This is a genomic window from Homoserinibacter gongjuensis (assembly GCF_030161875.1).
GTDB lineage: Bacteria > Actinomycetota > Actinomycetes > Actinomycetales > Microbacteriaceae > Homoserinibacter > Homoserinibacter gongjuensis.
The window spans coordinates 694,031-717,975 of record NZ_BSVA01000001.1; the positions used below are offsets into that span (position 1 = coordinate 694,031).

Annotated in this window: 25 protein-coding genes, 1 tRNA gene and 5 pseudogenes; 12 read left to right on the forward strand and 19 right to left on the reverse strand. The window is 71.5% G+C overall.

What is annotated here, in order from left to right; all coding sequences use genetic code 11:
* Nucleotides 1-4 precede the first annotated feature (4 nt).
* The 3 genes and pseudogenes from QQK29_RS03820 to rplK all read right to left on the reverse strand — a co-directional run.
* Nucleotides 5-628, reverse strand: a pseudogene (locus QQK29_RS03820) (MFS transporter); the annotation flags it as partial.
* Nucleotides 629-752: 124 nt separating this feature from the next.
* Complete coding sequence (rplA, locus tag QQK29_RS03825; protein WP_284297923.1) at nt 753-1,442, reverse strand: 50S ribosomal protein L1; 690 nt, start codon at nt 1,440-1,442, stop codon at nt 753-755.
* 2 nt (nt 1,443-1,444) lie between these two features.
* Nucleotides 1,445-1,876: a 50S ribosomal protein L11 gene (rplK, locus tag QQK29_RS03830; RefSeq protein WP_284297925.1), complete on the reverse strand. Its 432-nt coding sequence runs from the start codon at nt 1,874-1,876 to the stop codon at nt 1,445-1,447.
* A 133-nt stretch (nt 1,877-2,009) separates the two neighbouring features.
* Between rplK and QQK29_RS03835 the strand changes: the two genes are divergently transcribed.
* Nucleotides 2,010-2,642 (forward strand): LysE family translocator, encoded by a 633-nt coding sequence (locus tag QQK29_RS03835; protein WP_284297927.1) that lies wholly within the window; start codon nt 2,010-2,012, stop codon nt 2,640-2,642.
* A 119-nt stretch (nt 2,643-2,761) separates the two neighbouring features.
* On the opposite strand, the gene QQK29_RS03840 is transcribed toward QQK29_RS03835, so the two are convergent.
* The 7 genes and pseudogenes from QQK29_RS03840 to QQK29_RS17760 form a co-directional block, all read right to left on the reverse strand.
* Nucleotides 2,762-3,127, reverse strand: coding sequence for a type II toxin-antitoxin system RelE family toxin (locus tag QQK29_RS03840; protein WP_284297929.1), 366 nt, complete (start codon nt 3,125-3,127; stop codon nt 2,762-2,764).
* On the reverse strand, nt 3,127-3,435 hold the full coding sequence (locus QQK29_RS03845; protein WP_284297931.1) for a type II toxin-antitoxin system prevent-host-death family antitoxin: 309 nt from the start codon (nt 3,433-3,435) through the stop codon (nt 3,127-3,129). Before QQK29_RS03845 ends, QQK29_RS03840 begins: the two co-directional genes overlap by 1 nt.
* 123 nt (nt 3,436-3,558) lie before the next feature.
* Nucleotides 3,559-4,512, reverse strand: a complete 954-nt coding sequence (gene nusG / locus QQK29_RS03850) for a transcription termination/antitermination protein NusG (protein ID WP_431308771.1) — start codon at nt 4,510-4,512, stop codon at nt 3,559-3,561.
* Nucleotides 4,513-4,556: 44 nt separating this feature from the next.
* On the reverse strand, nt 4,557-4,835 hold the full coding sequence (gene secE, locus QQK29_RS03855) for a preprotein translocase subunit SecE (RefSeq protein WP_284297935.1): 279 nt from the start codon (nt 4,833-4,835) through the stop codon (nt 4,557-4,559).
* Nucleotides 4,836-4,887: 52 nt separating this feature from the next.
* Nucleotides 4,888-4,960, reverse strand: a tRNA-Trp gene (locus tag QQK29_RS03860).
* A gap of 178 nt (nt 4,961-5,138) precedes the next feature.
* Nucleotides 5,139-5,552: an ArgP/LysG family DNA-binding transcriptional regulator gene (locus tag QQK29_RS17755; RefSeq protein WP_348533940.1), complete on the reverse strand. Its 414-nt coding sequence runs from the start codon at nt 5,550-5,552 to the stop codon at nt 5,139-5,141.
* 59 nt (nt 5,553-5,611) lie between these two features.
* Nucleotides 5,612-6,118 (reverse strand): annotated as a pseudogene (locus tag QQK29_RS17760) (LysR family transcriptional regulator); the annotation flags it as partial.
* On the opposite strand from QQK29_RS17760, the gene QQK29_RS03870 reads away from it, so the two are divergent.
* Nucleotides 6,109-6,756: a LysE/ArgO family amino acid transporter gene (locus QQK29_RS03870; RefSeq protein WP_284297937.1), complete on the forward strand. Its 648-nt coding sequence runs from the start codon at nt 6,109-6,111 to the stop codon at nt 6,754-6,756. The pseudogene QQK29_RS17760 and the gene QQK29_RS03870 sit on opposite strands and share 10 nt — an antisense overlap.
* A gap of 204 nt (nt 6,757-6,960) precedes the next feature.
* On the opposite strand, the gene QQK29_RS03875 is transcribed toward QQK29_RS03870, so the two are convergent.
* Nucleotides 6,961-7,614, reverse strand: coding sequence for a LuxR C-terminal-related transcriptional regulator (locus QQK29_RS03875; protein WP_284301896.1), 654 nt, complete (start codon nt 7,612-7,614; stop codon nt 6,961-6,963).
* 1,431 nt (nt 7,615-9,045) lie between these two features.
* Here QQK29_RS03875 and QQK29_RS03880 point away from each other — a divergent pair.
* From QQK29_RS03880 to QQK29_RS03915, 8 genes and pseudogenes are all read left to right on the forward strand, one after another.
* On the forward strand, nt 9,046-10,776 hold the full coding sequence (locus tag QQK29_RS03880) for a PspC domain-containing protein (protein WP_284297939.1): 1,731 nt from the start codon (nt 9,046-9,048) through the stop codon (nt 10,774-10,776).
* Nucleotides 10,773-11,075, forward strand: a complete 303-nt coding sequence (locus tag QQK29_RS03885; RefSeq protein ID WP_284297941.1) for a hypothetical protein — start codon at nt 10,773-10,775, stop codon at nt 11,073-11,075. Before QQK29_RS03880 ends, QQK29_RS03885 begins: the two co-directional genes overlap by 4 nt.
* 155 nt (nt 11,076-11,230) lie before the next feature.
* Nucleotides 11,231-11,788 carry a hypothetical protein gene (locus QQK29_RS03890; protein WP_284297943.1) on the forward strand — a complete coding sequence of 186 codons (558 nt, stop codon included), beginning with the start codon at nt 11,231-11,233 and terminating at the stop codon, nt 11,786-11,788.
* Between the two features lie 26 nt (nt 11,789-11,814).
* Nucleotides 11,815-12,183 (forward strand): hypothetical protein, encoded by a 369-nt coding sequence (locus QQK29_RS03895; RefSeq protein ID WP_284297944.1) that lies wholly within the window; start codon nt 11,815-11,817, stop codon nt 12,181-12,183.
* Between the two features lie 137 nt (nt 12,184-12,320).
* Entirely contained in the window at nt 12,321-13,208 is an 888-nt protein-coding gene (locus tag QQK29_RS03900; RefSeq protein ID WP_284297946.1) for an ABC transporter ATP-binding protein, read from the forward strand.
* Nucleotides 13,205-14,061: pseudogene (locus QQK29_RS18435) on the forward strand (ABC transporter permease). The gene QQK29_RS03900 and the pseudogene QQK29_RS18435 overlap by 4 nt, the downstream one beginning before the upstream one ends.
* Nucleotides 14,062-14,254: 193 nt before the next feature.
* Nucleotides 14,255-15,202, forward strand: coding sequence for a sensor histidine kinase (locus tag QQK29_RS03910; protein WP_284297948.1), 948 nt, complete (start codon nt 14,255-14,257; stop codon nt 15,200-15,202).
* A complete protein-coding gene (locus QQK29_RS03915) occupies nt 15,199-15,822 on the forward strand; it encodes a response regulator (protein WP_284297950.1) in 624 nt (207 codons plus the stop codon). Before QQK29_RS03910 ends, QQK29_RS03915 begins: the two co-directional genes overlap by 4 nt.
* A gap of 7 nt (nt 15,823-15,829) precedes the next feature.
* On the opposite strand, the gene QQK29_RS03920 is transcribed toward QQK29_RS03915, so the two are convergent.
* The 5 genes and pseudogenes from QQK29_RS03920 to QQK29_RS03940 all read right to left on the reverse strand — a co-directional run bounded on the left by QQK29_RS03920 (nt 15,830) and on the right by QQK29_RS03940 (nt 20,390).
* Nucleotides 15,830-16,720 (reverse strand): ribokinase, encoded by an 891-nt coding sequence (locus QQK29_RS03920; RefSeq protein WP_284297952.1) that lies wholly within the window; start codon nt 16,718-16,720, stop codon nt 15,830-15,832.
* Between the two features lie 167 nt (nt 16,721-16,887).
* A pseudogene (locus QQK29_RS03925) lies at nt 16,888-17,999 on the reverse strand (UDP-N-acetylmuramate dehydrogenase).
* Nucleotides 17,996-18,418, reverse strand: coding sequence for a MaoC family dehydratase (locus tag QQK29_RS03930; RefSeq protein WP_284297954.1), 423 nt, complete (start codon nt 18,416-18,418; stop codon nt 17,996-17,998). The pseudogene QQK29_RS03925 and the gene QQK29_RS03930 overlap by 4 nt, the downstream one beginning before the upstream one ends.
* Nucleotides 18,415-18,860, reverse strand: a pseudogene (locus QQK29_RS03935) (FAS1-like dehydratase domain-containing protein). The gene QQK29_RS03930 and the pseudogene QQK29_RS03935 overlap by 4 nt, the downstream one beginning before the upstream one ends.
* A 378-nt stretch (nt 18,861-19,238) precedes the next feature.
* A complete protein-coding gene (locus QQK29_RS03940; protein ID WP_284297956.1) occupies nt 19,239-20,390 on the reverse strand; it encodes a MalY/PatB family protein in 1,152 nt (383 codons plus the stop codon).
* A 39-nt stretch (nt 20,391-20,429) separates the two neighbouring features.
* Between QQK29_RS03940 and QQK29_RS03945 the strand changes: the two genes are divergently transcribed.
* Both QQK29_RS03945 and QQK29_RS03950 read left to right on the forward strand, forming a co-directional pair.
* Entirely contained in the window at nt 20,430-20,960 is a 531-nt protein-coding gene (locus tag QQK29_RS03945) for a hypothetical protein (protein ID WP_284297958.1), read from the forward strand.
* Nucleotides 20,923-21,603: a DUF2510 domain-containing protein gene (locus QQK29_RS03950; protein WP_284297960.1), complete on the forward strand. Its 681-nt coding sequence runs from the start codon at nt 20,923-20,925 to the stop codon at nt 21,601-21,603. Before QQK29_RS03945 ends, QQK29_RS03950 begins: the two co-directional genes overlap by 38 nt.
* A gap of 38 nt (nt 21,604-21,641) precedes the next feature.
* Here the strand turns inward: QQK29_RS03950 and QQK29_RS03955 are convergent, their stop codons facing one another.
* Genes QQK29_RS03955 through QQK29_RS03965 form a run of 3 tightly spaced genes read right to left on the reverse strand, consistent with a single transcriptional unit; the run spans nt 21,642 to nt 23,940 of the window.
* Complete coding sequence (locus QQK29_RS03955) at nt 21,642-21,875, reverse strand: hypothetical protein (protein ID WP_284297962.1); 234 nt, start codon at nt 21,873-21,875, stop codon at nt 21,642-21,644.
* 5 nt (nt 21,876-21,880) lie between these two features.
* A complete protein-coding gene (locus QQK29_RS03960; protein ID WP_284297965.1) occupies nt 21,881-22,726 on the reverse strand; it encodes a hypothetical protein in 846 nt (281 codons plus the stop codon).
* On the reverse strand, nt 22,723-23,940 hold the full coding sequence (locus tag QQK29_RS03965) for a sensor histidine kinase (RefSeq protein WP_284297967.1): 1,218 nt from the start codon (nt 23,938-23,940) through the stop codon (nt 22,723-22,725). The genes QQK29_RS03960 and QQK29_RS03965 overlap by 4 nt, the downstream gene beginning before the upstream one ends.
* Nucleotides 23,941-23,945: the final 5 nt, after the last annotated feature.

The window sequence follows — 23,945 nt, forward strand, 5'->3', positions numbered from 1 at the left end:
AGCCCGGCGGCACGGCAACGGCGGTCGGATGGAGCCCGAAGGCCGCAACGAACACGAGTGTCAACGCCGCCGCGACGAGCAGCGGCGCGGCCGGACCGAAGGCGGTCGCGAGCACGCCGACGAGGATCGGGCCGCCCACGAACGAGATCTCGTCGGCCATGGTCTCGTAGCCGAGTGCGACCGGCACACCGCGGCCGCCGGCACGCGTGTCGGCGGAGAGCAGCGCGAGCCAGCGGGCGCGCGCGAGCGGCGACGCCGGCGGAATGGTGGCCCCCGCGAGGATCGCGAGCACGAGCAGCACGCCGAGCGGGGCGCCGCCGTAGACGACGGCGAGCAGCCCGAGCAGCAGGCCCGTGTGCAGCACCGCGACGATGAGCAGAACGGGTCGCTGGCCCACGCGATCGGTGATCGCCCCGATCACCGGCCCGCCGAAGCCGGACGCGATGCCGAGCGCAGCCGAGACCAGGCCGGCGGTTGCGAGTCCGCGTTCCACCGACACGAGCGTCAGGACCCCGACGACATCCATCGCCACCGGGATGCGCGCGATGAAGGCGACGACGAAGAACCAGGTGCTCGTCATCCGGCGCAGCTGAGCGAGTCGGGTGACCGGAATCGCGGCCTCGGTCATCTCGCCTCCTCGACGCTCGGGTGCGCGGGCATCCGCGCTGTTTCGCAACTCAGGAGCATCCGGCCCGGAAAGGCGGAAAGGCCCGCACGAGGCGGGCCCTTCCTGAGCTGTGTTGCTGTGGTGATTACAGAGCAGCCACGTCGAGCGGCACACCCGGGCCGAAGGTGGTCGAGAGCGACCCCTTCTGGATGTAGCGCCCCTTCGAGCTGGACGGCTTCGCCCGCTGGATCTCGTCGAGCGCGGCGGTGAAGTTCTCCTGCAGCTGCTCGGTGGTGAATCCGGCCTTGCCGATCACGAAGTGCACGTTGGCGTGCTTGTCGACGCGGAACTCGATCTTGCCGCCCTTGATGTCGGACACGGCCTTGGCCACATCCGGCGTCACGGTGCCGGTCTTCGGGTTCGGCATGAGACCACGGGGGCCCAGCACCTTACCGAGACGACCCACCTGACCCATGAGCTCGGGCGTCGAGACGGCCGAGTCGAAGTCGGTGTAGCCGGCGGCGACCTTCTCGATGAGCTCGCTGCCACCCACCTCGTCGGCGCCGGCCGCGATGGCGGCCTCGGCCGCGGGGCCGGTGGCGAACACGACGACGCGCGCCGTCTTGCCGGTGCCGTGCGGCAGGATGACGGTGCCGCGCACCATCTGGTCGGCCTTGCGGGGGTCGACGCCGAGCTTGAGCGCGACCTCGACGGTCGAGTTGAACTTCTTCGACCCGGTCTCCTTGACGACGGCGACGGCCTCGTCGGGAGCGTAGAACTTGCCGGCCTCGAGCTTGTCGGCGGCGGCGCGGTATGCCTTGGACTTCTGAGCCATGATTACGCCTCCACCGTGATCCCCATCGACCGGGCGGTGCCGGCGATGATCTTGGCCGCAGCCTCGATGTCGTTCGCGTTCAGATCGGCCTGCTTCTGCTCGGCGATCGCGCGAACCTGCTCGCGGGTGAGCTTGCCCACCTTGGAGGTGTGCGGGGTGGCGGAGCCCTTGCCCACGCCGGCGGCCTTCTTGATGAGCTCGGCGGCGGGCGGGGTCTTCAGGATGAACGTGAACGAGCGGTCTTCGTAGACGGTGATCTCCACCGGGATGACGTTGCCGCGCTGGTTCTCGGTGGCCGCGTTGTAGGCCTTGCAGAACTCCATGATGTTCACGCCGTGCTGACCCAGGGCCGGGCCGATGGGCGGGGCCGGGTTGGCGGCGCCGGCGTTGATCTGGAGCTTGATCAGGCCGGTCACCTTCTTCTTCGGTGCCATATTCCTTTTCTTTCGATCGAACGAGGCTCTCGCCTCACTCTCCCGCCATCCGGTTGGACGCGGTGGGTGGTCGCCGGGCGCGCGAAAGCGCACAGACAACCTGTCCATGATACACGGGGCTACGCTTCTGCTCATGGTCCCCACCGCATCCCTCGGCGCCTTCGTGGTCGCGTCGATCGTGCTGATCCTCATGCCGGGCCCCAGCATCCTGTTCGTGATCGGTCGCTCGGTGGCCTACGGCCGGCTCGCGGGCGTGCTCTCGGTGGTCGGCAACGCGCTCGGGATGCTGCCGCTGCTTGCGCTCGTCGCCCTCGGGGTCGGGGCGCTCGTGGCGCAGTCGGTCGTGATCTTCACGATCATCAAGGTGATCGGCGCGGGCTACCTCGTGTACCTCGGCGTGCAGGCCATCCGGCACCGCCGCGAGGTGCCCCAGGACGAGGCGCGCGCCCCGCGCTCCAGCTGGCGACTGCTCGGCGAGGGCTTCGTCGTGGGCGCCACCAACCCGAAGACGATCGCGTTCTTCGTGGCGGTGCTGCCGCAGTTCGTCGACTACCGCGCGGGAGCGATCCCTCTGCAGCTGGCCGAGCTGGGCGTCGTGTTCGTGGCGCTCGCGCTCGTGTGCGACTCGGCGTGGGCGCTCGCCGCGGGCACGGCGCGTGCCTGGTTCGCGACATCGCCTCGCCGCATCGCACGCCTGCGCGCCACCGGCGGCGCCATGATGATCGGCCTCGGCGGCGTGCTGCTGCTCACGGGCAACAAGCACTGAGGCGGCGCTCACTCGCCACGTGTCGTCGCATCCGTCCGTCTGAGGCGACAAGGAGTGGCAACTGAGGCCTGGCTACGCGACCACGAGTGGGTGCACGTCAGGCGCACCCGCACGAAGCGCTACTGCGAGGTGTCGAGGATGGTGCGGAGCAGTGCGCGGCGCGCCGGGTCGTCGTACGAGGCGATCCGCTCGCGGGCGAGGCGGTAGACCTCATCATCGGCGCGCGCGCCAACGACCCACACGACCACGACGCTGCCGTCCGGCAGCACCTGGAAGACGATTCGATACGCGCGGTCGCCGACGACAAGCTTCCGGAAGCCGGTGAGATCCGACTGCGCGTTCGCCTTCGATCCGAGCGGAGCGCCCCGCAACTCGGGCGACTCCTCGAGCTTCTTCAGTCCCTTCAGCACAAGGACGCGTGCGGAGCCGTCCAGAGCCCGTACGTCATCCGCGGCCTCGGGCAGCAGGCGCACGAGCGCTGACATCAGGCGGCGTCGGGGTCGACGTCGTCGTGCAACTCGACGCCCAGTTCGGCGGCGAGTTCGTCGAGCTCAACGAGGTCGCCGCTACTCGTGTTGAGCCGCACGAGCGCCAGCCCGAGCAGCCGCAGGTCTTCCTCGCGTTCGTCGACCGCGTCGAGTCGATCGACGAGCGACACGGGCGCCAGTACTCCGACGGGTGTGTTGTTCCGCACGACGACGATCATTCGCCCCGCCTCCACCTCATCCGTGACCTGCCCGAAGTTGCGGGCGACCTGACTGGCGGCTCGGATGTCGCGGGTATCGACCTTCATGCGGGATATTTTACGCATCATTTTGCGCAATGCCAGGTCCCGATGCTCTTCACCGTCGACATACGAAAACGCGAAGGCCCCGGATGCGTGCAGCATCCGGGGCCTGGCGTCGCGTCGTGGACGCTAGAGCTTCGTCACCTGGTCGAAGGAGAGCTCCACCGGGGTCTCGCGCTCGAAGAGCGAGACGAGCACGGTGAGCTTGCCGCTCTCGGGCTTGATCTCGGAGATCGTGCCCGGCAGGCCCGCGAACGAGCCCTCCTTGATGGTGATGGTCTCGCCGACCTCGAAGTCGATCTCGGCCGGGATGACGCGCGCGGCGGCCTTGCCACCCTTCGCGGCGCCGGCACCCTTGACGGGCGCCTCCACGACCTGCACGAGGCTCTTCAGCATGTTGAAGGCCTCTTCGAAGCGCAGCGGGGTGGGGTTGTGCGAGTTGCCGACGAAGCCCGTGACGCCCGGCGTGTGGCGCACGACCGACCACGAGTCCTCGTTGAGCTCCATACGCACGAGCACGTAGCCCGGGATGCGCACGCGGTTCACGAGCTTGCGCTGCCCGTTCTTGATCTCGACGACGTCTTCCATCGGCACCTGCACCTCGAAGACGTAGTCCTCCATGGCCATCGACTGGCGGCGCGACTCGATGTTCTGCTTCACGCGCTTCTCGAAGCCGGCGTAGGAGTGGATCACGTACCACTTGCCGGGCTTGCCGCGCAGCTCGGCGCGGAACTCCTCGTAGGGGTCGACCTCGGGCTCGGTCTCCTCCTCCTCGGTCTCCTCCTCGTCCTCGGTGGCGGCGGCAGCGGCATCCGCTTCGTCGCTCGAGTCGATGTCGAGGGCGTCGTCGACGATCGCGTCGGCCTCGGGGTCGGATGCTGCTTCGAGCGCGTCGAGGGCGCTCTCGAGTCCGGCCTCGACGTCGGTGTCGCCGTCGTCGACGATGTGGATGGCGCGGTGCTCGGCCGACTCGACGGACGACTCCTCGGATGCGAGCACGTTGCCCTCCTGGGCCTCGTCCTCCTCGGAGGACTGCTCGGCTGCGGTCGCGAGGTCGATGTCGCGCTCTTCTTGCGTCACGATGCTTTCTTTCCTTGTGGGGAGCTCAGGGCCCGGGACGGGCCGGATCAGGCGAGGTCGGGGTTGCCGAACGCCCAGTTCACGAGCCAGCTGAAGAGCTGATCGAGGCCCCAGACGAGGCCCATCATGATCAGCACGAACACGAGCACGACGGCCGTGAAGTTGAACAGCTCACGACGGGTCGGGGTGACGACCTTCTTCAGCTCGGCGATGACCTGACGGAGGAAGAGGGCGATCCGTGCGAACGGGTTGCGCCGCTCAGCGCGTTCGCGCTTGGCGTTCGCGACGACGTCCTCGCTGGGCTCGTCGATCACCTTTCGTGCCACTCTCACTACCCTTTCGGCCGGCGATCCCACGCACTCTCGTGCGCCGGATTCGCAGGGCGGACAGGACTCGAACCTGCAACCTGCGGTTTTGGAGACCGCTGCTCTACCAATTGAGCCACCGCCCTATGTCGCTTGCCTCCCGAGCGCCGCAACCCGATTCCGGGCATGACGAAGATTGGGTGACCAGGCAACCCGGTCAAGTGTACGGCATCCGCCGCGGCGTGCTGTCAGCCGGCCCCGTCTCCGCGAGAGTACGCACTTCGGGGCGCGAGGCGCGGCGTGTCGCTTACAAAGTACGTACTCTCACGGACGGGAGCGGAGGGAGGCGCGCGCGGATGCGACGACCGCGGCGGCGAGGGCGTCGAGCGCGGGCGAGCGCAGGTTCCACTGCTGCCAGTAGAGCGGCACCGCGACGCCCGGGCCGCCGGGGGCGAGCTCGACGAACGCGCCGGGTGGGGCATCCGCGAGCTGCGATTCCAGGAGCATGCCCCAGCCGAGCCCGAGCGCGATGGCCTGCAGGAAGTCGCTCGAGCCCGAGACGAAGTGGCGCGGCGGGTCGAGCACTCGCCGCGAGACACTGCGCAGGAAGCGCGTCTGCAGCTCGTCGTCGTGGTCGAAGTCGACGACGGGGGCACGGGCGAAGGATGCTGCATCCGCTGCATCGCGGAACCAGCGCTCGGCGAATGCGCGGCTGGCGGCCGGGTGGTAGACGAGCACCCCGAGGGGGTCGAGCTGCAGCCCGCGACCGGGTCGGCGCGCGAGGTGACCGCGGCCATGACGCGCCCCGAGGCGAGCAGCTCGGCGGTGCGGTCCTGGTCTTCGCGGTGGATGTCGACGACGATGCGCCGCTCGGTGCACACGGATGCGATCGCCGGCAGGAACCAGCTCGTGAGCGAGTCGGCGTTGACCGCGAGCGGCACGCTCGTGAAGCCCTCGTCGGAGTCGTCGAGCCGCAATGCGGCGGCGGCATCGGCCTCGAGCAGGGCGATCTCGCGCGCGAGTCGCAGCAGCACCTCGCCCGACTCGGTGGCGCGCACCGGCTTGGAGCGCTCGACGAGCACGCGCCCGAGCTGCTGCTCGAGCGCCTTGATGCGCTGGCTCACCGCCGACGGCGTCACGCTCAGCGCTGCCGCGGCGGCGTCGAAGGTGCCCGCGTCGACGACCGCGCGGAGCGTGGCGAGGTGGTCTCGGTCGAGGTTCATCTGAAGTGATGCTAATGCTTCTGCAGAATCCTGAACTGGATTGACGACGGGAGGCGGCCTAGCGTGGGCGCGTGACGACATCCGCTGCCCTCGCCGCCGCGCTCGCCGGGCTGACGCTGGGCCTCTCGCTCATCGTCGCGATCGGCGCGCAGAACGCCTTCGTGCTGCGCCAGGGCATCCGCCGCGAGCACGTGCTCGCGATCGTCGCGATCTGTGCGCTCAGCGACATCGTGCTCATCGGGCTCTCGATCGCCGGCACGGGCGTCGTGATCGATGCGGTGCCATGGCTGCTCGTGATCGTGCGGATCGGCGGCGCCCTGTTCCTCGCCGCCTACGGCGTGCTCGCGGCGCGGCGCACGCTGCGGCGGCAGACCGAGGTGCTGACCGTCGACACGGCACCGGATGCGGCATCCCGCCGCCGCTCGCTGCTCGCCGCGGTCGCGACATGCCTCGCGGTCACCTGGCTCAACCCCCACGTGTACCTCGACATGACCATCGTCGGCTCGCTCGCGAACAGCCACGGCGATGCCCGCTGGTTCTTCGGGCTGGGGATCGCCGCGGGGTCGGTGCTGTGGTTCACGACGCTCGGCTTCGGTGCCCGGGCGCTTGCCCCGGTGTTCGCTCGCCCGCTCGCGTGGCGCATCCTCGACGGCGCGATCGCGCTCGTGATGCTGACGCTCGCGGTGCTCGTGGCGTGGCCGCTGTTCTTCTCGAGGTGACGCTTCGAGGTGACGCTTCGAGGTGACGCTTCGAGGTGACGCTGGTTTCGAGACGCGTATCGCTGCGCGATGCGCTCCTCAACCAGCTGAGCGGCGCACCGACGGGCCGCCCAACGGTGTCGGCACTCGCGCGGCCGGGCGTTCGCGCACGGCCGGCCGCGCGGCCGGCGTCGCGGATTACCGCGGCGCACAACAAGCACAGCCTCAGAGCAGACGCCGCTCGAGGGCCCACGCGGTGAGCTCGTGGCGTGACGAGAGCTGCAGCTTGCGCAGCACCGAGGAGACGTGGGTCTCGACCGTCTTGATCGAGATGAAGAGGTGCGACGCGACCTCCTTATAGGCGTAGCCGCGCGCGATGAGCCGCATGACCTCCTGCTCGCGCGCCGAGAGGCGATCGAGCTCGTCGTCGCGGGTCGCGACGGCCGGGGCACCGGCGGCGGTGCCGAAGGCGTCGAGCACGAAACCGGCGAGGCGCGGCGAGAACACGGCGTCCCCCGCGGCGACCGTCGCGACCGCGGCGGCGACCTCGGCCCCACTCGTGGCCTTGGTGATGTAGCCGCGGGCTCCCGCACGGATGACGCCGACGACGTCTTCGGCGGAGTCCGACACCGAGAGCGCGAGGAACCGCACCTCGCCCAGCAGCGCGGCCGAGCGGCGCACGACCTCGGCGCCTCCGCCGCCCGCCCCACCGGGCAGGTGCACGTCGAGCAGCACGACCTCGGGACGCAGCTCGGCGATCGACCGCACCGCCGCATCCACGTCGCCCGCCTCGCCGACGACCTCGACGGCGTCGCCGAGGTCGGTGCGCAGGCCGGTGCGGAAGATCGAGTGGTCGTCGACGATGAGCACGCGCGTCATGACGCTCCCCCTCGGTTGCGGGTGCGGCGGGCACGATGTTCGGCGCCGGCGCGGTGCCGGATGCCGGGGCCGCGCGCCGCGGAAGTCGCAGCAGCACCTCGGTGCCCTCCTCGCCGCTCGTGACGGTGCCCGTGCCGCCCGCGCGCGCCATGCGCCCCACGATCGATTCGCGGATGCCGAGGCGGCCATCCGGGACGGCATCCGGATCGAAGCCCGCACCCCTGTCGCGCACGAACACCTCGATCGCCTCGGGTGTCGCCTCTGCGTACACCGTGACCTCGCCCCCGCGTGCCGCGCCGCGTTGACGAGCGCCTCGCGCGCGGCACCCGCGAGCGCGCCCGACTCGATCGCGCCGACGTCGCCGACGGTCACGACCTCGATGCGCACAGCGTGCTCGAGCTCGAGCTCGCGTGCGATCGTCTTGAGCTCCGTGGCGAGGTCGCCCGCGAACGGGTCGGTGCCCGCGAACAGCCAGTCGCGCAGTTCGCGCTCCTGAGCGCGGGCGATGCGCGCGATCTCAGAACCGGCGCCCGCCCGGTTCTGGATGATCGCGAGGGTCTGCAGCACCGAGTCGTGCAGGTGCGCGGCGATCTCGGCGCGCTGCTCCTCGCGCGCGAGGGCGGCGCGCTCGGCCGCACGCGACGCCCAGCGATCGATGAGCGGAGGCAGCACGAACCCGGCGATTCCGAGCAGCACGAGGGCGACGCACACGATCGCGACGAGCGTGCGCGCATCGGCGAACGAGGCGGGCAGCGGCGCGACGCCGAGCACGATGAGCAAGCCGGATGCGAGACCGCGCACCACGGGCGCCGTCACGGCACGCTGCGGGTCGCGCCGGTCGACGGCGACGGCCCATGCGATGGCGGCGAGCAGCGCGAGAGCGGATTCGGCGAGACCGATGGGCAGCAGCTGATACGTGGAGGTCGGCCCCCAGGTGAACGGCACGATCAGCGCGAAGACGGCGCCGCATCCGATCAGAATCGCCGCGACGGGAGCGAGGCGGGTGCGCGGAGCATGCGGGGTGCCCGGCTCCCGCGGCACGAGCGCCCACAGCCACGCGTAGAGCAGCGCCGGTGCGAGCCCCGCCAGCGCTGCGACGGGTGCGCTCCGCACCCACAGCGCGTACAGCATCCACACCGCGCCGAGCGCGCCGAGCCCCGCGAAGAGCACGCGGGTGAGCACGACCGGCATGCCCAGGTGCCGCGCGAGCGCGACGCTCACGCCGCCGAGCACAAGCGCACTCGGGCGCACGAGCGGGGGCGGATGCGTTGCTCGCCCGCGCGCGCGGGCGCGACGGCCCCCACGGATGCAGGCTCGGCGGCGGTCATGCGTCGATCGTCGCACGCGCGGGGCGTCCCGCATCCTCGGATCAGGGGACGATCAGGGCATCCCCCATAGAACGCCACCCGCGCCGCGCGCCACGATCGAGTCATGGCCCGACGCACCACCGCATCCCCGCCGCCCGACGAGGCTCCCGAGGAGTCGACTGACGCGTCCGCGCCCGTCGGCCCCTCCACCGCCGAGGAGGCCGCGCCCGAGACGCCCGCCCTCGAGACGGAGAAGGCGGCCTCCCCCAGCGCGGCATCCGCATCCGCTCCCGGCGAATCAGGTTTCTTCACCTGGCTCCGTGGCCTCGGCGTACAGCGCCAGAACGGCTGGCTCGGCGGCGTGTGCGGCGGCCTCGCAACCCGCATCGGGATCGACCCGCTGCTCGTGCGCGGTATCGCCGTCGTGCTCGCGGTGGTCGGCGCACCCGTCGTGCTGCTGTACGCCATCGCCTGGTTCCTGCTGCCGGATGCGGCGGGCACGATCCATGCGCAGGAACTCGGACACGGGCGCATCACGCGTGCACTGCCCGGCATCATCGCCGTGTTCCTGCTGTCGTTCCTGCCCCTCACGCAGGGCTTCTGGTACGCGGGCGCGCTCTATTGGGGCGACCTCGGATGGGGTGGTGCCGCCGGTCGCATCGTCTGGACCGCCGTGCTGCTCGCCGCCGTCATCGTGCTCGTCGTGTGGCTCGCGCGCCGCTCCTCGGCCGAGATCCCGATGACGCCCGCCACGACGGATGACCGGCCCGAGACGGTGCCGACGTTCCCATCGGAGGCGGCAGGCGTGAGCGTGGCGGACACGGCGCCCACCACCGCCGCGTTCGTCGCGTCCGCGTCGCCCGCGTCCGAGCCCGGCGAGCCGCCCGCGCCTCCGGCCGATGCCTCGGCGGAGGAGCTCGCAGCATGGAAGGCCAGCCAGGCCGAGTGGCAGAAGCAGCGCGCCGCGTGGGCGGCAGAACAGCGCCGCAGCGAACGCGACCGCCGCCAGGCCGAGGCGCACGCGCAGGCTGTCGAGGCCGCGGAGCTCGCGCGCGAGCGCGCACGCATCCGGCGCATGACTCGCCCGAGAGCCAGCGCCGGGGTCGTGTTCCTCGTGCTCGGTGTCGCCCTCGTCGCGGGGGCGATCGCCGCGTTCACGGCCGCCCAGTCGCCGGCGACCCGCGGCGCCGAGTGGATGATCGGCGCGGCCGTGCTCGTGCTCGTGCTCGGCCTCGGCACGGTCGTCGTGGCCCTGGGCCGCCGGCGCAGCGGGGCGCTCGCGTTCTTCTCGATGCTCGCGGTGGTCGCGCTCGTGCTCGCCGTGGTCGTGCCGACGGATCGCACGACGATCCTGCCGGGAATGCGCTGGTCGATCGCCGGCACGCACGACGGTCGCTACTCCCAACTCGTGGGCAGCACCCACCTGTACGTGGCGGACCGCGAGGGGAGCACCGCGGTCATCGACCTGTGGCAGTTGTCAGGCGACGTGCAGATCGAGCTCGAGCCGGGTGCGACCCTGCGGGTCGAGATCACCTCCGACGACCCCGGCAAGTGGGTGACGGTGGAGGAGCGGCACGACGACGTGGGCAGATTCTCGGACTATCGGACCGACCGCGGTCGGCTGACGTTCACGGCCGGTGAGGGCGATCCGGATGTCGTGCTCCGCGCGTGGATCGGCAGGGGCACATGGATGCGCGTGAACTCATGGTCGGAGCCGGGTCCATGGCTCACCCTCACCCCGCAGCCAGACGATACCTGGGCGACCGACACGAACGGCGCGCTCGTCGAACCCATCCCCACCCCCACCCCCACGCCGGCCGATCTCATCGACACCGACCAAGGAGCCACCCCGTGAACGACGCGATCCCGACAGAGACTCTCGCGAGCGACGCCACCGTGGATCCGGCATCCGCCAGCGAGCACCTGCCGCGCCCCCGCATCCGCGTCGGGGCCGTGCTGTGGGGCCTCGTGCTGCTGGCTGCGGGCGGCACGGTGCTCTGGCTGGCCTCCTCCCCCGCACGCCGTGCCGACGCCCTCGATACCGTGCTGGGTCTCGACGGCTTCGGATGGGCGTTCGTGATCGTGGTGACCCTCGGCGCGACCATCACCGTGCTCGCTCTCGCCGCAGTCATCCGCCGCCTGCAACACCACTGAACCCCCAGGCAACCCCTCACCGAGTGGTCGCATCGGGTGGCCCATTCGGGCGGGAAGGCCACCCGAATGGACCACTCGCGCGGGGCGGTGCGGAGGTTGTCCACAGATGCGGGGCTGGGGACCGCCGGGGCGCAGATCGGGAGCAAGCTGACGGGATGCCTCGACCTCCCGAGCCGCTGCCCGACGAATGGGCGGATGCGCCGTTCCGGGTGCGCGACGCCCGTCGCCTCGGGATCGGGCGAGACCGCCTGAAGGCATCCGCATTGCACGCGCCGTTCAACACCGTGCGCGACCACGTCGGTCGGCTCGAACCCGCGCGGATCGCAGCCGCTTTCGCGCTGCGTCAGAATCCGGATCAGGTGGTCAGTCACACGACCGCGTTGCTGCTGTGGGGCGCGCCGCTGCCTCGCAGGATCGAGCGGCAGCCGACGATCCACGTCTCGTCCGTCGGGGCCTCCCGGCCACGGACGCGCCTGACGATCCCCCACCTCCTGCAGTCGGAGCGAGTCGGCGTGACGACTCTCGGCGGCCTCGCGATCACCGACCCCGCCACGAGTTGGGTGCAGAGCGCACCGTTGCTCGGCCTGGATGATCTGGTCGCGGCCGGCGACTTCCTGATCACCGGAACGGAACCGTTCGACGCGAGGCCGCCGCTCATCCGGCGGGAGCACCTGGCGGCCGCCGTGGAGCGGCATGCGGGCGGCCGGGGGTGAGGAAAGCCCGGGAGGCCCTCGGTCTCGTGAGGTACGGTCCGCTCTCCCGTCGCGAGAGCTACCTGCATCTCATGGTGCTCCGTGCTGGACTTCCGGAGCTGTCCCTCAATTTCGACGTCTACCACCCGACCACCGGCGCGTGGATCGCGATGGTCGACGGCGCCCATCCGGAGTTCCGCACGGCGATCGAGTACGAGAGCCTGCTGCACCTGGACCCGGCGAAGTTCCGGCGCGACATCCGCAAGCAACAAGAACTCGCCGCGATCGGCTGGGAGACGCACCGCCTCACGTCCGATGACGTCGACCCACAACTCCGCACCCCCGCATCCCGTGCAGCTGTGGCGCGCATCCGCGCCACTCTTCTCGCTCGCGGCTGGCACCCGCCCCGCGAGTAGTCGCATCGGGTGGCCCATTCGGGCGGGAAGGCCACCGGATGCGACCACTCGCGAGCACCGGGGGTCCACCGGATGGTGGAGGGAGGAACCACCGGGCGGGAGAGGTGCGCGCGGGCACGGGCAAGCAGAGTGGGGGCATGACCACAGGCAGTGCCACCACGCAGAACGTCGTCGAGGTGCGGGGGCTCCGCAAGCGGTACCGGGATGTCGAGGCCGTGCGCGGCATCGACTTCGACATCCGCCGCGGAGAGACCTTCGCCCTGCTCGGCCCCAACGGTGCCGGCAAGTCCACCACCATCGAGATCCTCGAGGGCTACCGCGACCGCACGGCCGGCGAGGTGCGCGTGCTCGGCATCGACCCCCACCACGGCGACCTGCCCTGGAAGGCACGGCTCGGCATCGTGCTGCAGTCGACCGGCGAGTCGGGCACCGCGACGGTGCGCGAGCAGCTGCGGCACTTCGCCGGCCTCTACCCGAACCCGCGTGACGTCGAGGAGACGATCGCCGCGGTCGGCCTCGAGCAGAAGGCGAATACGCGCATCGCCAAGCTCTCGGGCGGGCAGAAGCGCCGCGTCGACGTGGCCCTCGGCATCATCGGACGCCCCGAGCTGCTGTTCCTCGACGAGCCCACGACGGGCTTCGACCCCGAGGCGCGCCGCCAGTTCTGGAAGCTCATCCGCAGCCTCCGCGACGAGGGCACCAGCATCCTGCTCACCACCCACTACCTCGACGAGGCGCAGCAGCTCGCCGACCGCGGCGGCATCATCGCCGGCGGCGAGCTCGTGGCCATCGGCGCCATCGACGAGCTCGGCGGCGCGGATGCGCGGGTGCCGATCGTGCGCTGGCTCGAGAACGGCGTGCAACGGCAGGAGCGCACGACCGAACCCGGCGCACTCGTGGCCCGTCTCGCGGCCGCGGGCGAGCCCGAACGGCTCGAGGTGATCCGCCCGAGCCTGGAAGACATCTACCTGGAGCTCGTCGGCGAGACCGCCACGATCCCCACGCTCGAAGGGAACCTCGCATGAGCGCCGTCACGGCATCCGCATCCCCCACGACCACCGGTTTCGGCCCCGTGCGCACCGTGCGGCTCGGCCTTGCACGCGTCGGCTACGAGGTGCGCTCGTACTTCCGCCAGGGCGACACGGTGTTCTTCACCTTCCTGTTCCCCCTCGTGATGCTCACGATCTTCTCGATCGCCTTCAGCGATGCCGAGTTCGGCCGCACCCCCGACGGAGATCCGGTGACGGCCGCGCAGTACTACCTGCCGGCGATGCTCGCGGCCGGGGTGCTGCTGTCGGGCCTGCAGAACATGGCGACCGACATCGCGATGGAGAAGAGCGACGGCACGCTCAAGCGACTCGCCGGCGCCCCCTCTCGCCGGTGAGCTACTTCATCGGCAAGATCGGGCAGGTGCTCGTGACGGCCGTGCTGCAGGCGGCGCTGCTCATCGCGGCCGCGGCTGTCGCGTTCGGCGTGCCGCTGCCGTCGGATGCGGAGGCCTGGGCCACGTTCGCCGGGGTGCTCGTGCTCGGGGTCGCCACGTGCGCCATCCTCGGCATCGGGCTCTCGGCCCTGCCGCGCTCGGGCAAGAGCGCGACGGCGGTCATCATCCCGATCGTGCTCATCCTGCAGTTCATCTCGGGCGTCTACATCCAGTTCTCGCTGCTGCCCGAGTGGCTGCAGCAGATCGCCAACGTGTTCCCGCTCGCCTGGCTCGCGCACGGCATGCGCGCCGTGTTCCTGCCGGATGCCTACGCGGCCCTCGAGGCCGGCGGCGAGTGGAACCTCCCCGGCGTCGCGATCGTGTGCGGCATCTGGCTCGTCGCCGGTCTCGTGCTCACCCGCGTGACCTTCCGCTGGATCCGCAAGGATGGCTGAGTGATCACCTCCCGCTGGTGGCTCCTGGGCCTCGCGGGCGTCGGCGTCTTCGTCATCGCCACGCTCGTGGTGACCACCGCGCCCCCGCCGAGTTGGCGGTGGGCGTGGTGGCCGTCGCGGTGTATGCGGCGCTCTTTCTCATGCTGCGACGACGCGCGGTCGTGGAGCGCTCCCCGCCGCGATCGCGCTCATCGTGGCGACGGTGCTCTTCGCGGGCGCCGTCGCGGGCCTCGAACCGCTGCTCGCGATCGCGCAGTGCTTCGCCTACCCCGCGGTGTGGGTGCTCTCGGAGGGGCGACGGGATGCCACCCTCGCGAGCATCGGCGTCGCGATCGCGGTGGGTGCGGGCTTCTCGGTGAGCATCACCGACGCCAACGCGTGGCAGCAGATCCTGCTCAGTCAGACGCTCTCGGTGGGCTTCTCGGTGATCATGGGCAACTGGATCTGGCGCATCGCCGAGTTCGGCGCCGAGAAGACCCGGCTGCTCGACGAGCTCACCGCGGCGCAAGACGAACTCGCCGCACTGCACCGCGACGCCGGCATCACGGCCGAACGGGCCCGGATGTCACGCGAGGTGCACGACACCGTCGCGCAATCGCTCACCGGGCTCGTGCTGCTCGCGCAGCGCGCCCGACGCGGATTCGCATCCGGATCCCTCGACGACGAGACGCTCGAGCTCATCGAGACGAGTGCGCGGGATGCGCTCGCCGAGACACGCGCGCTCGTCGCGGCTGCGGCGCCCGTCGAGCTCACTCAGGGCGGGATCGCGGAGGCGCTCGAACGGCTCGCGGAGCGCTTCGAACGCGAGACGCGCATCCGGGTGTCGGTGTCGACGTCGCTCGACGAACCGCTCGATCGCGACACCGAGGTCGTGCTGCTGCGGTGCGCGCAGGAGGGGCTCGCGAACGTGCGCAAGCATTCGGCGGCGGCGCACGCCCGCATGGAGTTGACCGTGGCATCCGGAGACGCACGGCTCGTGCTGAGCGACGACGGCCGCGGATTCCCCGCCGAGGCGCGAGCGGGTTTCGGCCTCGCCGGCCTGCGCGACCGGCTCGCACTCGCGGGCGGCACGCTCGAGGTCGACGGCACGCCCGGGGCCACCGCACTGACCGCGACGCTGCCGATCGGGGGTGCCGCGTGATCCGCATCCTCGTGGTCGACGACCACCCCGTCGTGCGTGCGGGCATCGTGGCGCTGCTCGAGTCGGCGCCGGATGTCGTGATCGTCGGCACGGCGGCGAGCGGCGAGGAGGCTCTCGCCCTGGTGCCGAGCGCCGCGCCCGATCTGGTCGTGATGGATCTGCGGATGCCGGGCATCGACGGCGACGAGGCGACCGCCCGCATCCTCGCGGCCCACCCCGAGGTGCGCGTGCTCATCCTCACGACCTACGAGACCGACGACGGCATCCTCTCGGCGATCGCCGCGGGCGCGAGCGGCTACCTGCTGAAGGCCGCGCCCGAGGAGGAACTGCTCGCGGGCGTGCGCGCGGTGGCGGCGGGCGAGGTGGCGCTCGCACCGAGCGTGAGCCGCATGCTCGTCGCGCGCACCCGGACGCCCGAACCGCCCGCTCCGCTGCTCAGCCCGCGCGAGCTCGAGGTGCTGCGACTCGTGGCCGAGGGCCTCTCGAACCGCGAGATCGGCGCCCGCATCCACCTCGGCGAGGCGACCGTCAAGACGCACCTGCTGCACGCCTTCGCCAAGCTCGACGTGAACGACCGCACGCGCGCGGTGACCCGGGCGATGGAGCTCGGCATCCTCTAGCCCGGGCTCACCTGAGGTGAGACTCGACCTCGGCCCAGCTGGGCATCGACGTCGAGGCACCCGCGCGCGTGGTGGCGAGAGCGGCGGCGACGGCTGCGGCACGCAGCGCGGCGGCCTCGGCGTCGCCCGCGGCCAGGCGCGCCACGAGCACGCCCGTGAACGTGTCGCCCGCTCCCGTCGTGTCGACCGGGGTCACCGGATGGGCGGCCACCTCGGCGACGATGTCTCCCGCGCGCGCCACGAGAGCGCCGCGCGCGCCGCGGGTCACGACGACCGTGCCGACCAGTGCGCTCAGGGCGCGGGCGGCATCCGCTTCGTCGTCGATTCCTGCGAGGGCGCACGCCTCGGCGGCGTTCGGCACGAGGACGTCGACCTGCTCGAGGAACCCGTCGGGCAGCGGCAGCACGGGCGCGGGCGTGACCACGGTCGTGACGCCGACCGAGCGCGCGAACGCGACAGCGGCGGCGACGAGCGGCAGCGGGCGCTCGAACTGCACGACGAGGTACCGGGCCGCGCGGATCGCCGCGCGCTGCACGTCGTCGAGCGGCAGCTCCACCCCGTTGGCGTCGGGCACGACGACGATCGCGTTCTCGCCGCCGTCGAGCACCGCGATGTGCGCGGTGCCGGTGGGACGCTCGACGAGGGCGATCGCATCCGTGTCGACCCCGGCCGCGGCGAGCGTCTCACGCAGCTCGCCGCCGAAGGCGTCGCCGCCCACCGCACCGAGGAAGGCCACGTCGCCGTCGACCCGAGCGGCAGCAATCGCCTGGTTCAGGCCCTTGCCTCCCGGAACGGTCGTGAACGAGCTGCCGAACATCGTCTCGCCGGGCTCGGGCAGCCGGGGCTGCCGCACGACGAGGTCCATGTTGGCGCTGCCGAGCACCACGATCTCTGCCACGACTCGACCCTAGCGAGGGTGCGCGCCGCGCCCGCCGGCCCGCCGCAATGTCGAAAATGCAGGAGATCCGCGCTGCTGGGCCGGCATCCGCCCCCGTTCTGTCGCGTTGAGTCGCGACGACTCCTGCATTTTCGACAAAGCAGGCCCGGGTGCGGCGACCGACCGAGCTACAGCTCGACCCCCACGAACACCGGCTCGGGGTGCAGCCGCACGCCGAACTCGGCGAGCACGCGCGTCTGCACGAGGGAGGCGAGCTGGGCGACATCCGCCGCCGTCGCACCGCCGCGGTTGACGATCGCGAGGGTGTGCTTCGTCGAGATCGCGGCGCCCGAGCCGGGCAGGGTGAAGCCGCGCGAGATGCCGGAGCGCTCGATGAGCCAGGCCGCCGACAGCTTCACCTGGTACTCCGCCGAGGCGAGAGCCGGCACGTCCTCGCCGGGCGCCAGCACGCGCTCCGGCTCCTCCGACACGATCGGCCAGCGCGGGGCGTCGGCAGGCATCGCCCGTGCGAACGACTCCGACACGATCGGGTTGGTGAAGAACGAGCCCGCGCTCACCGAGTCGGGGTCGGCCGCATCGAGCACCATGCCCTTCGACGCGCGCAACGCGAGCACGGCTCGCCGGGCGTCGGCGAGAGGCACACGTTCGCCCAGCTCCACCTGCAGAGCGGATGCGAGCTGCGCGTACGCGATCGGGCCCGACCAGCCGCCCGCGTCGAGGTCGAGCTCGACGGCGAGCACGATGCCGGCTCGCCCGCGCTTGAGGGCGCTCGTACGGTAGCCGAGGCCGAGGTCGCGCGCGTCGAGGCGCATCACCTCGCCAGTCGCGTAGTCGAGGAAGTCGATGCCGACGAGCCGCTCGCCGAGTTCCTGGCCGTGGGCGCCGATGTTCTGCACGGGTGCCGCCCCCACCGTGCCCGGGATGCCGCTGAGCGCCTCGACGCCCGCGAGGCCCGCGTCCACGGTCGCCGCGACGAGCGCGTCCCAGCTCTCCCCGCCTCCGCGCGCACGCGGGCGTGTCGCCCGTCGGCGTCGATCGCGATGTCGATGCCCCGCGTCACGACCCGGATGACGGTGCCGTCGAAGCCCTCGTCGCCGATCAGCACGTTCGAGCCGCCGCCGAGCAGCAGCCAGTCGTCTCCCGTGCGCCAGACCTCGAGCGCGGTCTGCACGAGCTCGTCGCGCGTCGCGGGCTCCACGAGTTCGCGCGCGGGGCCCCCGACCCGGAGGGTCGTGAACTCCGCGAGCGGACGCCCCGGGTGCGACTCCACGGGCGTCACGGCTCCAGGCGGGCGAGAACTTGCGCCTTGCCGAGCACCGTCTCGCCACGGAAGGTGACGGTGAGATCGATGCGCGCAGCATCCTCGTCGATGCGGCCGACCTTGGCGGTCACCGTCACGACAGCACCCTCGGCAGCATCCACCACGACGGGGCGGGTGAACCGCACCTGGTAGTCGACGACGCGGCCGGCATCCCCGAGCCAGTCGACGACGGGCTGCGCGGCGAGCCCCATCGTGAGCATGCCGTGGGCGAGCACACCGGGCAGTCCGACGGATGCGGCGACGTCGTCGCGATAGTGGATGGGGTTGAAGTCACCGGATGCGCCCGCGTAGCGCACGAGGCTGTCGCGGCTGAGTGCGAACTCGGCCTCGGCCACGACGTCACCGACGGTCAGGCTCGAGAGCGTGGGCGTGCTCATTCGTCACCTCGCACGACGAGGGTGGAGGTCGCGGTGACCACGTGGGATCCGGATGCGTCGGCCACGAGGGCGTCGGCCGTCACCATGGAGTGCCCGCCGAGGCTCTTGACGCTCGTGACGGTGAGGGTCGCCGTGAGCTCGTCGCCCGCGACGACCGGGCGGCTGTAGCTGAAGCGCTGGTCGCCGTGCACGACACGGCTGAAGTCGATGCCTGCCTCGGGGTCGGCCAGCAGCTGCGCGAGGGCGTGCTCCTGCACGACGACCGGGAAGGTGGGCGGCGCCACGACATCCGGGTAGCCCGCTGCGCGTGCGGCCTCGGGGTCGTGGTGGAGGGGTTCGTCGCGAACACGGCACGCGCGAACTCGCGCACCTTCTCGCGGCCGACGAGGTAGGGGGCTGTGGGCGGATAGCTCCGCCCCTGCAGCTCGGGGTTGACGCTCACGGGTTCGAGCCTAGCTTCGCTCCCCCGCGCGTGCCCCGCGCGCCCGACCCCTTCGTACGGAACCCCGGCGACCGTCGCGGTCAGCCGGGGTTCCGGGGTCTATGCGGTGGGCCTGCTTACTGGCAGGACTCGCAGTAGAGGTCGTCCATCGGGTCGACCGGAACTGCGTAGCCACCGACGGTGTCGACGTCGTTCATGGCAACCTCCCTCAGAAGTCTCAACTGGTGGTCCAAGGTTTTCACCCTGGTGAGTCACCACTATATAACGGGAATTCCACGCGTGTCATTCCCCTACATGTTGTGTCTCGGCGTGTCGCGCAAACTTTTTCGATACCCGTATTCCACCAGCAACCACCGACATCCGGCGTCCATGCCGGGGTCAGGGGCGGGCGAGCGCCGCCATCCGGTCGACGGCCTCGATGACGAGCTCGGGGGCACACGCGAGGTTGAGACGCACGTGGCCGCGCCCCTCGCGCCCGAACGCCGGGCCGTTCGAGAGGGCGAGGCGTGAACGCTCGAGCAGCACGGATGCGGGGTCGTCGCCCCAGCCGTACGCCGAGAGGTCGATCCAGGCAAGGTAGCTCGCCGACGGTCGCGTCAGCCGCGCCTCCGGCAGCTTCGCCGCGAGCTGCGCCTCGAGCAGCTCGACGTTCGCCACGATCGACGCGATCGTCTCGGCGAGCCACGCCCGCGCATCCGCGAACCCGACCCGGGTGGCGAGGAGGCCGAGGTGGCCCGTGCGGAAGGTGACCTCGTCGGGCAGCCCGCGCACGAGCTGTGACATCCGCTCGGACTCGGCGACGAAGAAGGCGGCCTTGAGTCCCGCGAGGTTGAAGGCCTTGCTGCCCGACTCCGCCGCGATGCCGTGCTCGCGCGCGGCGTCCGACACCGTCAGATACGGGGTGAACACGACACCCGGATGCGTGAGCGGCGCGTGGATCTCGTCGCTCACGACGAAGCCGTCGTGCCGGGCCACGATGCGCGACAGCTCCGCCAGCTCGTCGCGCGTGTGCACGAGTCCGAGCGGGTTGTGCGGGTTGCACAGCAGCACGCCACGCGCCCCCGCCGCGAGTGCCCGGTCGATGCCTGCGAGGTCGAGGGAGTAGGCGGTGCCGTCGGCGTGCAGCGGCACCTCGACGACCCGGGCGCCCGCCTCCGGGATCAGGTCGAAGAACGGCGGATACACGGGCGGGGTGATGATGACGCCGTCGCCCGGCGCGGCCAGCCGGCTCAGCGTCTCGACGATCACGACGCTCACATCCGTCGTGATGCCCATCCGCTCCGGATCGGGCGACCAACCCCAGCTGTCACGCGCGAACGCGGCGAACGCCTCGCGCGGTGCCGGGTCGCGCGGGTCGACGTAGCCGGTGTCGCTGCGGTCGATCGCCGCGCGCAGGGCGTCGGCGATCTGGGGCGCGAGGGGATAGTCCATCTCGGCGACGAACATCGGCAGCACGTCGGCGGGATACGCGCGCCACTTCTCGCTCGTGCGCGTGCGGAGCAGGTCGAGGGGATCAGCGGGAGTGCCCATGCCCCGATGCTAGGCGGGCGGGCCGCTACGCTCGCGGGCATGAGCGGCCTCGTCATCCCTCCCCCGGCAGCCCGGGAGATGCATGCCCCGCACGAGCGCCCGCCGCTGCCACTCGGCACGCGGGTCGACACCGTGTGGATCTGGCTCATCGTCGTGGTGCCGTGGGTGCTGGCCTCCACCATCTACCTCTTCGACGTGCGCGAGGTGCTGGACGCGCTCTGGGTCGACGACGCGACCGCAGCGCTCGGCCACGTGGGGCTGCACCTCGCGGTGCTCGCGGGCAGCTCACTCGTGACGATCGCACTCGCCCTGCTCTTCGCGTTCCGAGATGCGCGCCGGCTGCGGACGGTCGGCGTGGTGCGCCCCTTCCCGTGGGGCTTCGCGGCCATCGCCGGCATCGTCTATGTGATCGGACGCCAGGTGGTGCTGCGCAAGGTGACTCCGGCATCCGCGGCGCCGCTCGTCGTGTCGATCGTGCTCTATGTGCTCTGGTACACGGTGTTCGGCGCGTGGGCGATCGTGAGCGTGGCGGATGCGCTCGCCGGGCTCGCCGCTAGCATCGAGCCATGACCGACCCGACAGCATCCGCGGCCGCGAGCGCGGCCCCGGGTGGTATCCCGACGGCACCGGCGGACAGCGCTGGTGGAACGGTTCCGGCTGGAGTGAGCACACCGCGCCCGCAGCCGCCGGGCCCGCGCAGTCGGTGCAGCGACCGGCCCTGCCTGCGGGCGCGCGCATCGACAACGCGTGGGTCTGGATCGTCTCGGTCGGGTATCTGCTGAGCATCATCCCGATGTTCTTCTTCGACATGAACGGCTACATCGCGACGATCTTCGACGCACAGCTGTCGCGCTCCCCGGCCGGCCTGAGCGACGCGCTGGTGGGCTACGCCGTGTTCGGCATCGTCTCGTGGCTGCTCGGGCTCATCGTCTGGGGGCTCGCCGTCTTCGGGGCGTATCGCGACTACAAGCACCTCGAGGCGATCGGCGTGGAGCGCCCCTTCCACTGGGCGTTCGCGTTCATCCCGTACCCGATCGTCTACCTGATCGGCAGGCACGTCGTGCTGCGCAAGGTGAGCCGCACGGCGGGGTGGCCGCTGTGGGCGCACATCGGCAGCTATGCACTCGTGTTCCTCGCGATGGGGATCTGGATGATCGTCGCGATGCGCGCGATGTTCGAGATGATCGCGCAGTATCCCGGCACGTTCAGCTGAGCCGAGCGCTGAGCCGGGCGCCGAGGCGGCAGGAAAGCTCAGACGACGTCGAACTCGAACTCGAGCCGCCGCGCGCCGAGGTGCACGCGTGCGCCCGGGAACACGATCCGCAGCAGCGCCTGCAGCTCCGGCCCGAGCCGTCCCCGGCCCCCTCGGCTCCAGTGCAGCGAGAAATGGGCGCGGCCCGCTGCCCGCTGCACGATCGCGACGGTGCGCCGGTGGGCGAGCGAGGCACACGCCGCGTCCACCACGGCGCGCTGGGTGTCATCCATGTGGGTCACGAGCCCATCGGCATCGTGTAGTTCCGAGACCACGTCGCCGAGCCAGACGCCGTCGGCCTCCTCGACGAGTGCGCGTCGCAGGGCGTCACCCAGCGTGCGCGCCCGCTCGGCGTCGTCCGAGGTGAGCTCTCCCGCGTCGAGCACGCCACGCAGGAACGGCCCCACCTCACTCTCCACGAGCGCGAGTCGTTCATCGTGCAGTTCGCTGCGCACCCGAGAGCGGATGCGTTCCACCTCCGTTCGACGCAGCTCGCTCGTCTGCTCCCGCCAGCGCAGCAGCCGACGCACGGCGGTCGCCGAGAAGGCGGCCGCACCGACCCCGGCGGCGAGCAGCGGTCCGCCGGTGAGGAACCCGTAGACGACGGGGGCAGTGGCGCCCCCGCGGCCGCGCTGCCCGCGACGGTGATCGCGGCGACGACCACGGCGCTGCCCGCCGCCATGCCGAGCAACTCGGCCGCGGGGCGGAAGCAGGCCATCGCCATCACGAGCAGGGCGAGAGCGAGTGGCGACCAGTCCGAGCGCACCGTGACGTTGCCGCCCCATTGCGCCGCAGCCTCGAAACCCACCGCGGCGAGGCCCACGAGGTGCACCGCGAGCGCGCTGCGCCAGGTGAACGGAGCCCGCCGGGGACTGCTCGCGAGCACCACGATGAGACACGCGACGGCGAGGCACACGTAGCCCGCGGCGAGGAACAGACCGTCGCGGTACTCGGCGCGGTGCACGACCGAAACTCCCACCGAGGTGCCGATCGCCCCCGCCGTGAGCGCCCACCCGAACGCCTGCGCCGTGACCCCGCCGAGGGGGTCGAGCTGCTGGGGCGAGAGTGACGTGACGGCGGTCACACCAACACCGCCGCGGGGATCGTCACGTGCACCGAGGTGCCCGCGCCGGGGCTGCTCCAGACCCGCACGGTGCCGCCGCAGCGCTCCAGCCGGCCGACCACCGACTCGCTGAGCCCGAGACGATCGTGCGGAACGGCATCCGGGTCGAAGCCGACGCCTTCGTCGACGATCGTGACGCTCACCTCGCCGGCATCGGCGGCCGCGGCGAGCCAGGCCTCGGTCACCCCCGCATGCCGCACGACGTTCACGAGGCACTGCGCGAGCGCGGCGCGCATGGCCGAGGCCGCCGGCTCCGAGACCCGGTCGAGCGCCGTCACCTCACCCTCGAGGCGCACCGTGACCCCTCCCGCTGCGCCGATCGAGACGAGCCACGCCGCGACCCCGTCGGGAGCGGGCGGCTCGGCGTGCAACAACGGCAGCACCGCGCTCGACTCGAGGCTGCGCACGATGCGGGCACGTTCGGTCTCGTCGAGGGCACCCGGCTCGCGGTGGGCGAGCACCGCGAGCTCGCCCAGCAGGGTGTCATGCAGCAGGGCGATCGACTCGCGGCCCTCGCTCTCGCGCAGGCGACGCGCGCGCGTGCGGCGGTCGGCCTCCTGCAGGGATGCGGTTCCGCGCCGCGACCGCCGGCGCGCGAGCGGCACGAGAGCGTACGCGATCACGACGGCGGCCGCGATCGCGATGGGCGGCACGTCGAGGCGGTACGGCAGCGAGACCACCGCTGCGGTCACCGCGATCGTGCCCTCGCCGATGGCGAATCCGGCGAGCGCTCCCGCCAGTCCCCCGGTCCAGCGGTCGCTCGCGATCCCGATCACGACGGCGAGGTTGGTCGACATCGACAGCATGAATCCGGCCGTACCCGCCGACGCCTGCGCAGGCGACGCGGCCGCTGCGAGCGTGAGCGCGGCGAGGGACGCCGACACCGTGACGGCGATCGCGACGCATCCGAGCACGGGGATCGGCTGCCAGCGCCATCCGGCGACGCAGCAGGCCGCGAGCGGCACGAGCGCAAGGGGCACCCACGGCACGAGGCTGCCGGGCTGCGCGAGCGGCAAGATCACGCCCACGGCCGCCAGCACCGCGACGAGCACGAGGCTCATCGCCACGACGCCCGTGACGAGCGCGGCACGCGCGGTGAGCGCGGCCTCGCGCAGCGGCACGACCCACTCGCCAGGGGTGCTCACGCTCGTGGCGGGAGGCGGCGCAGCGGTCATGCACG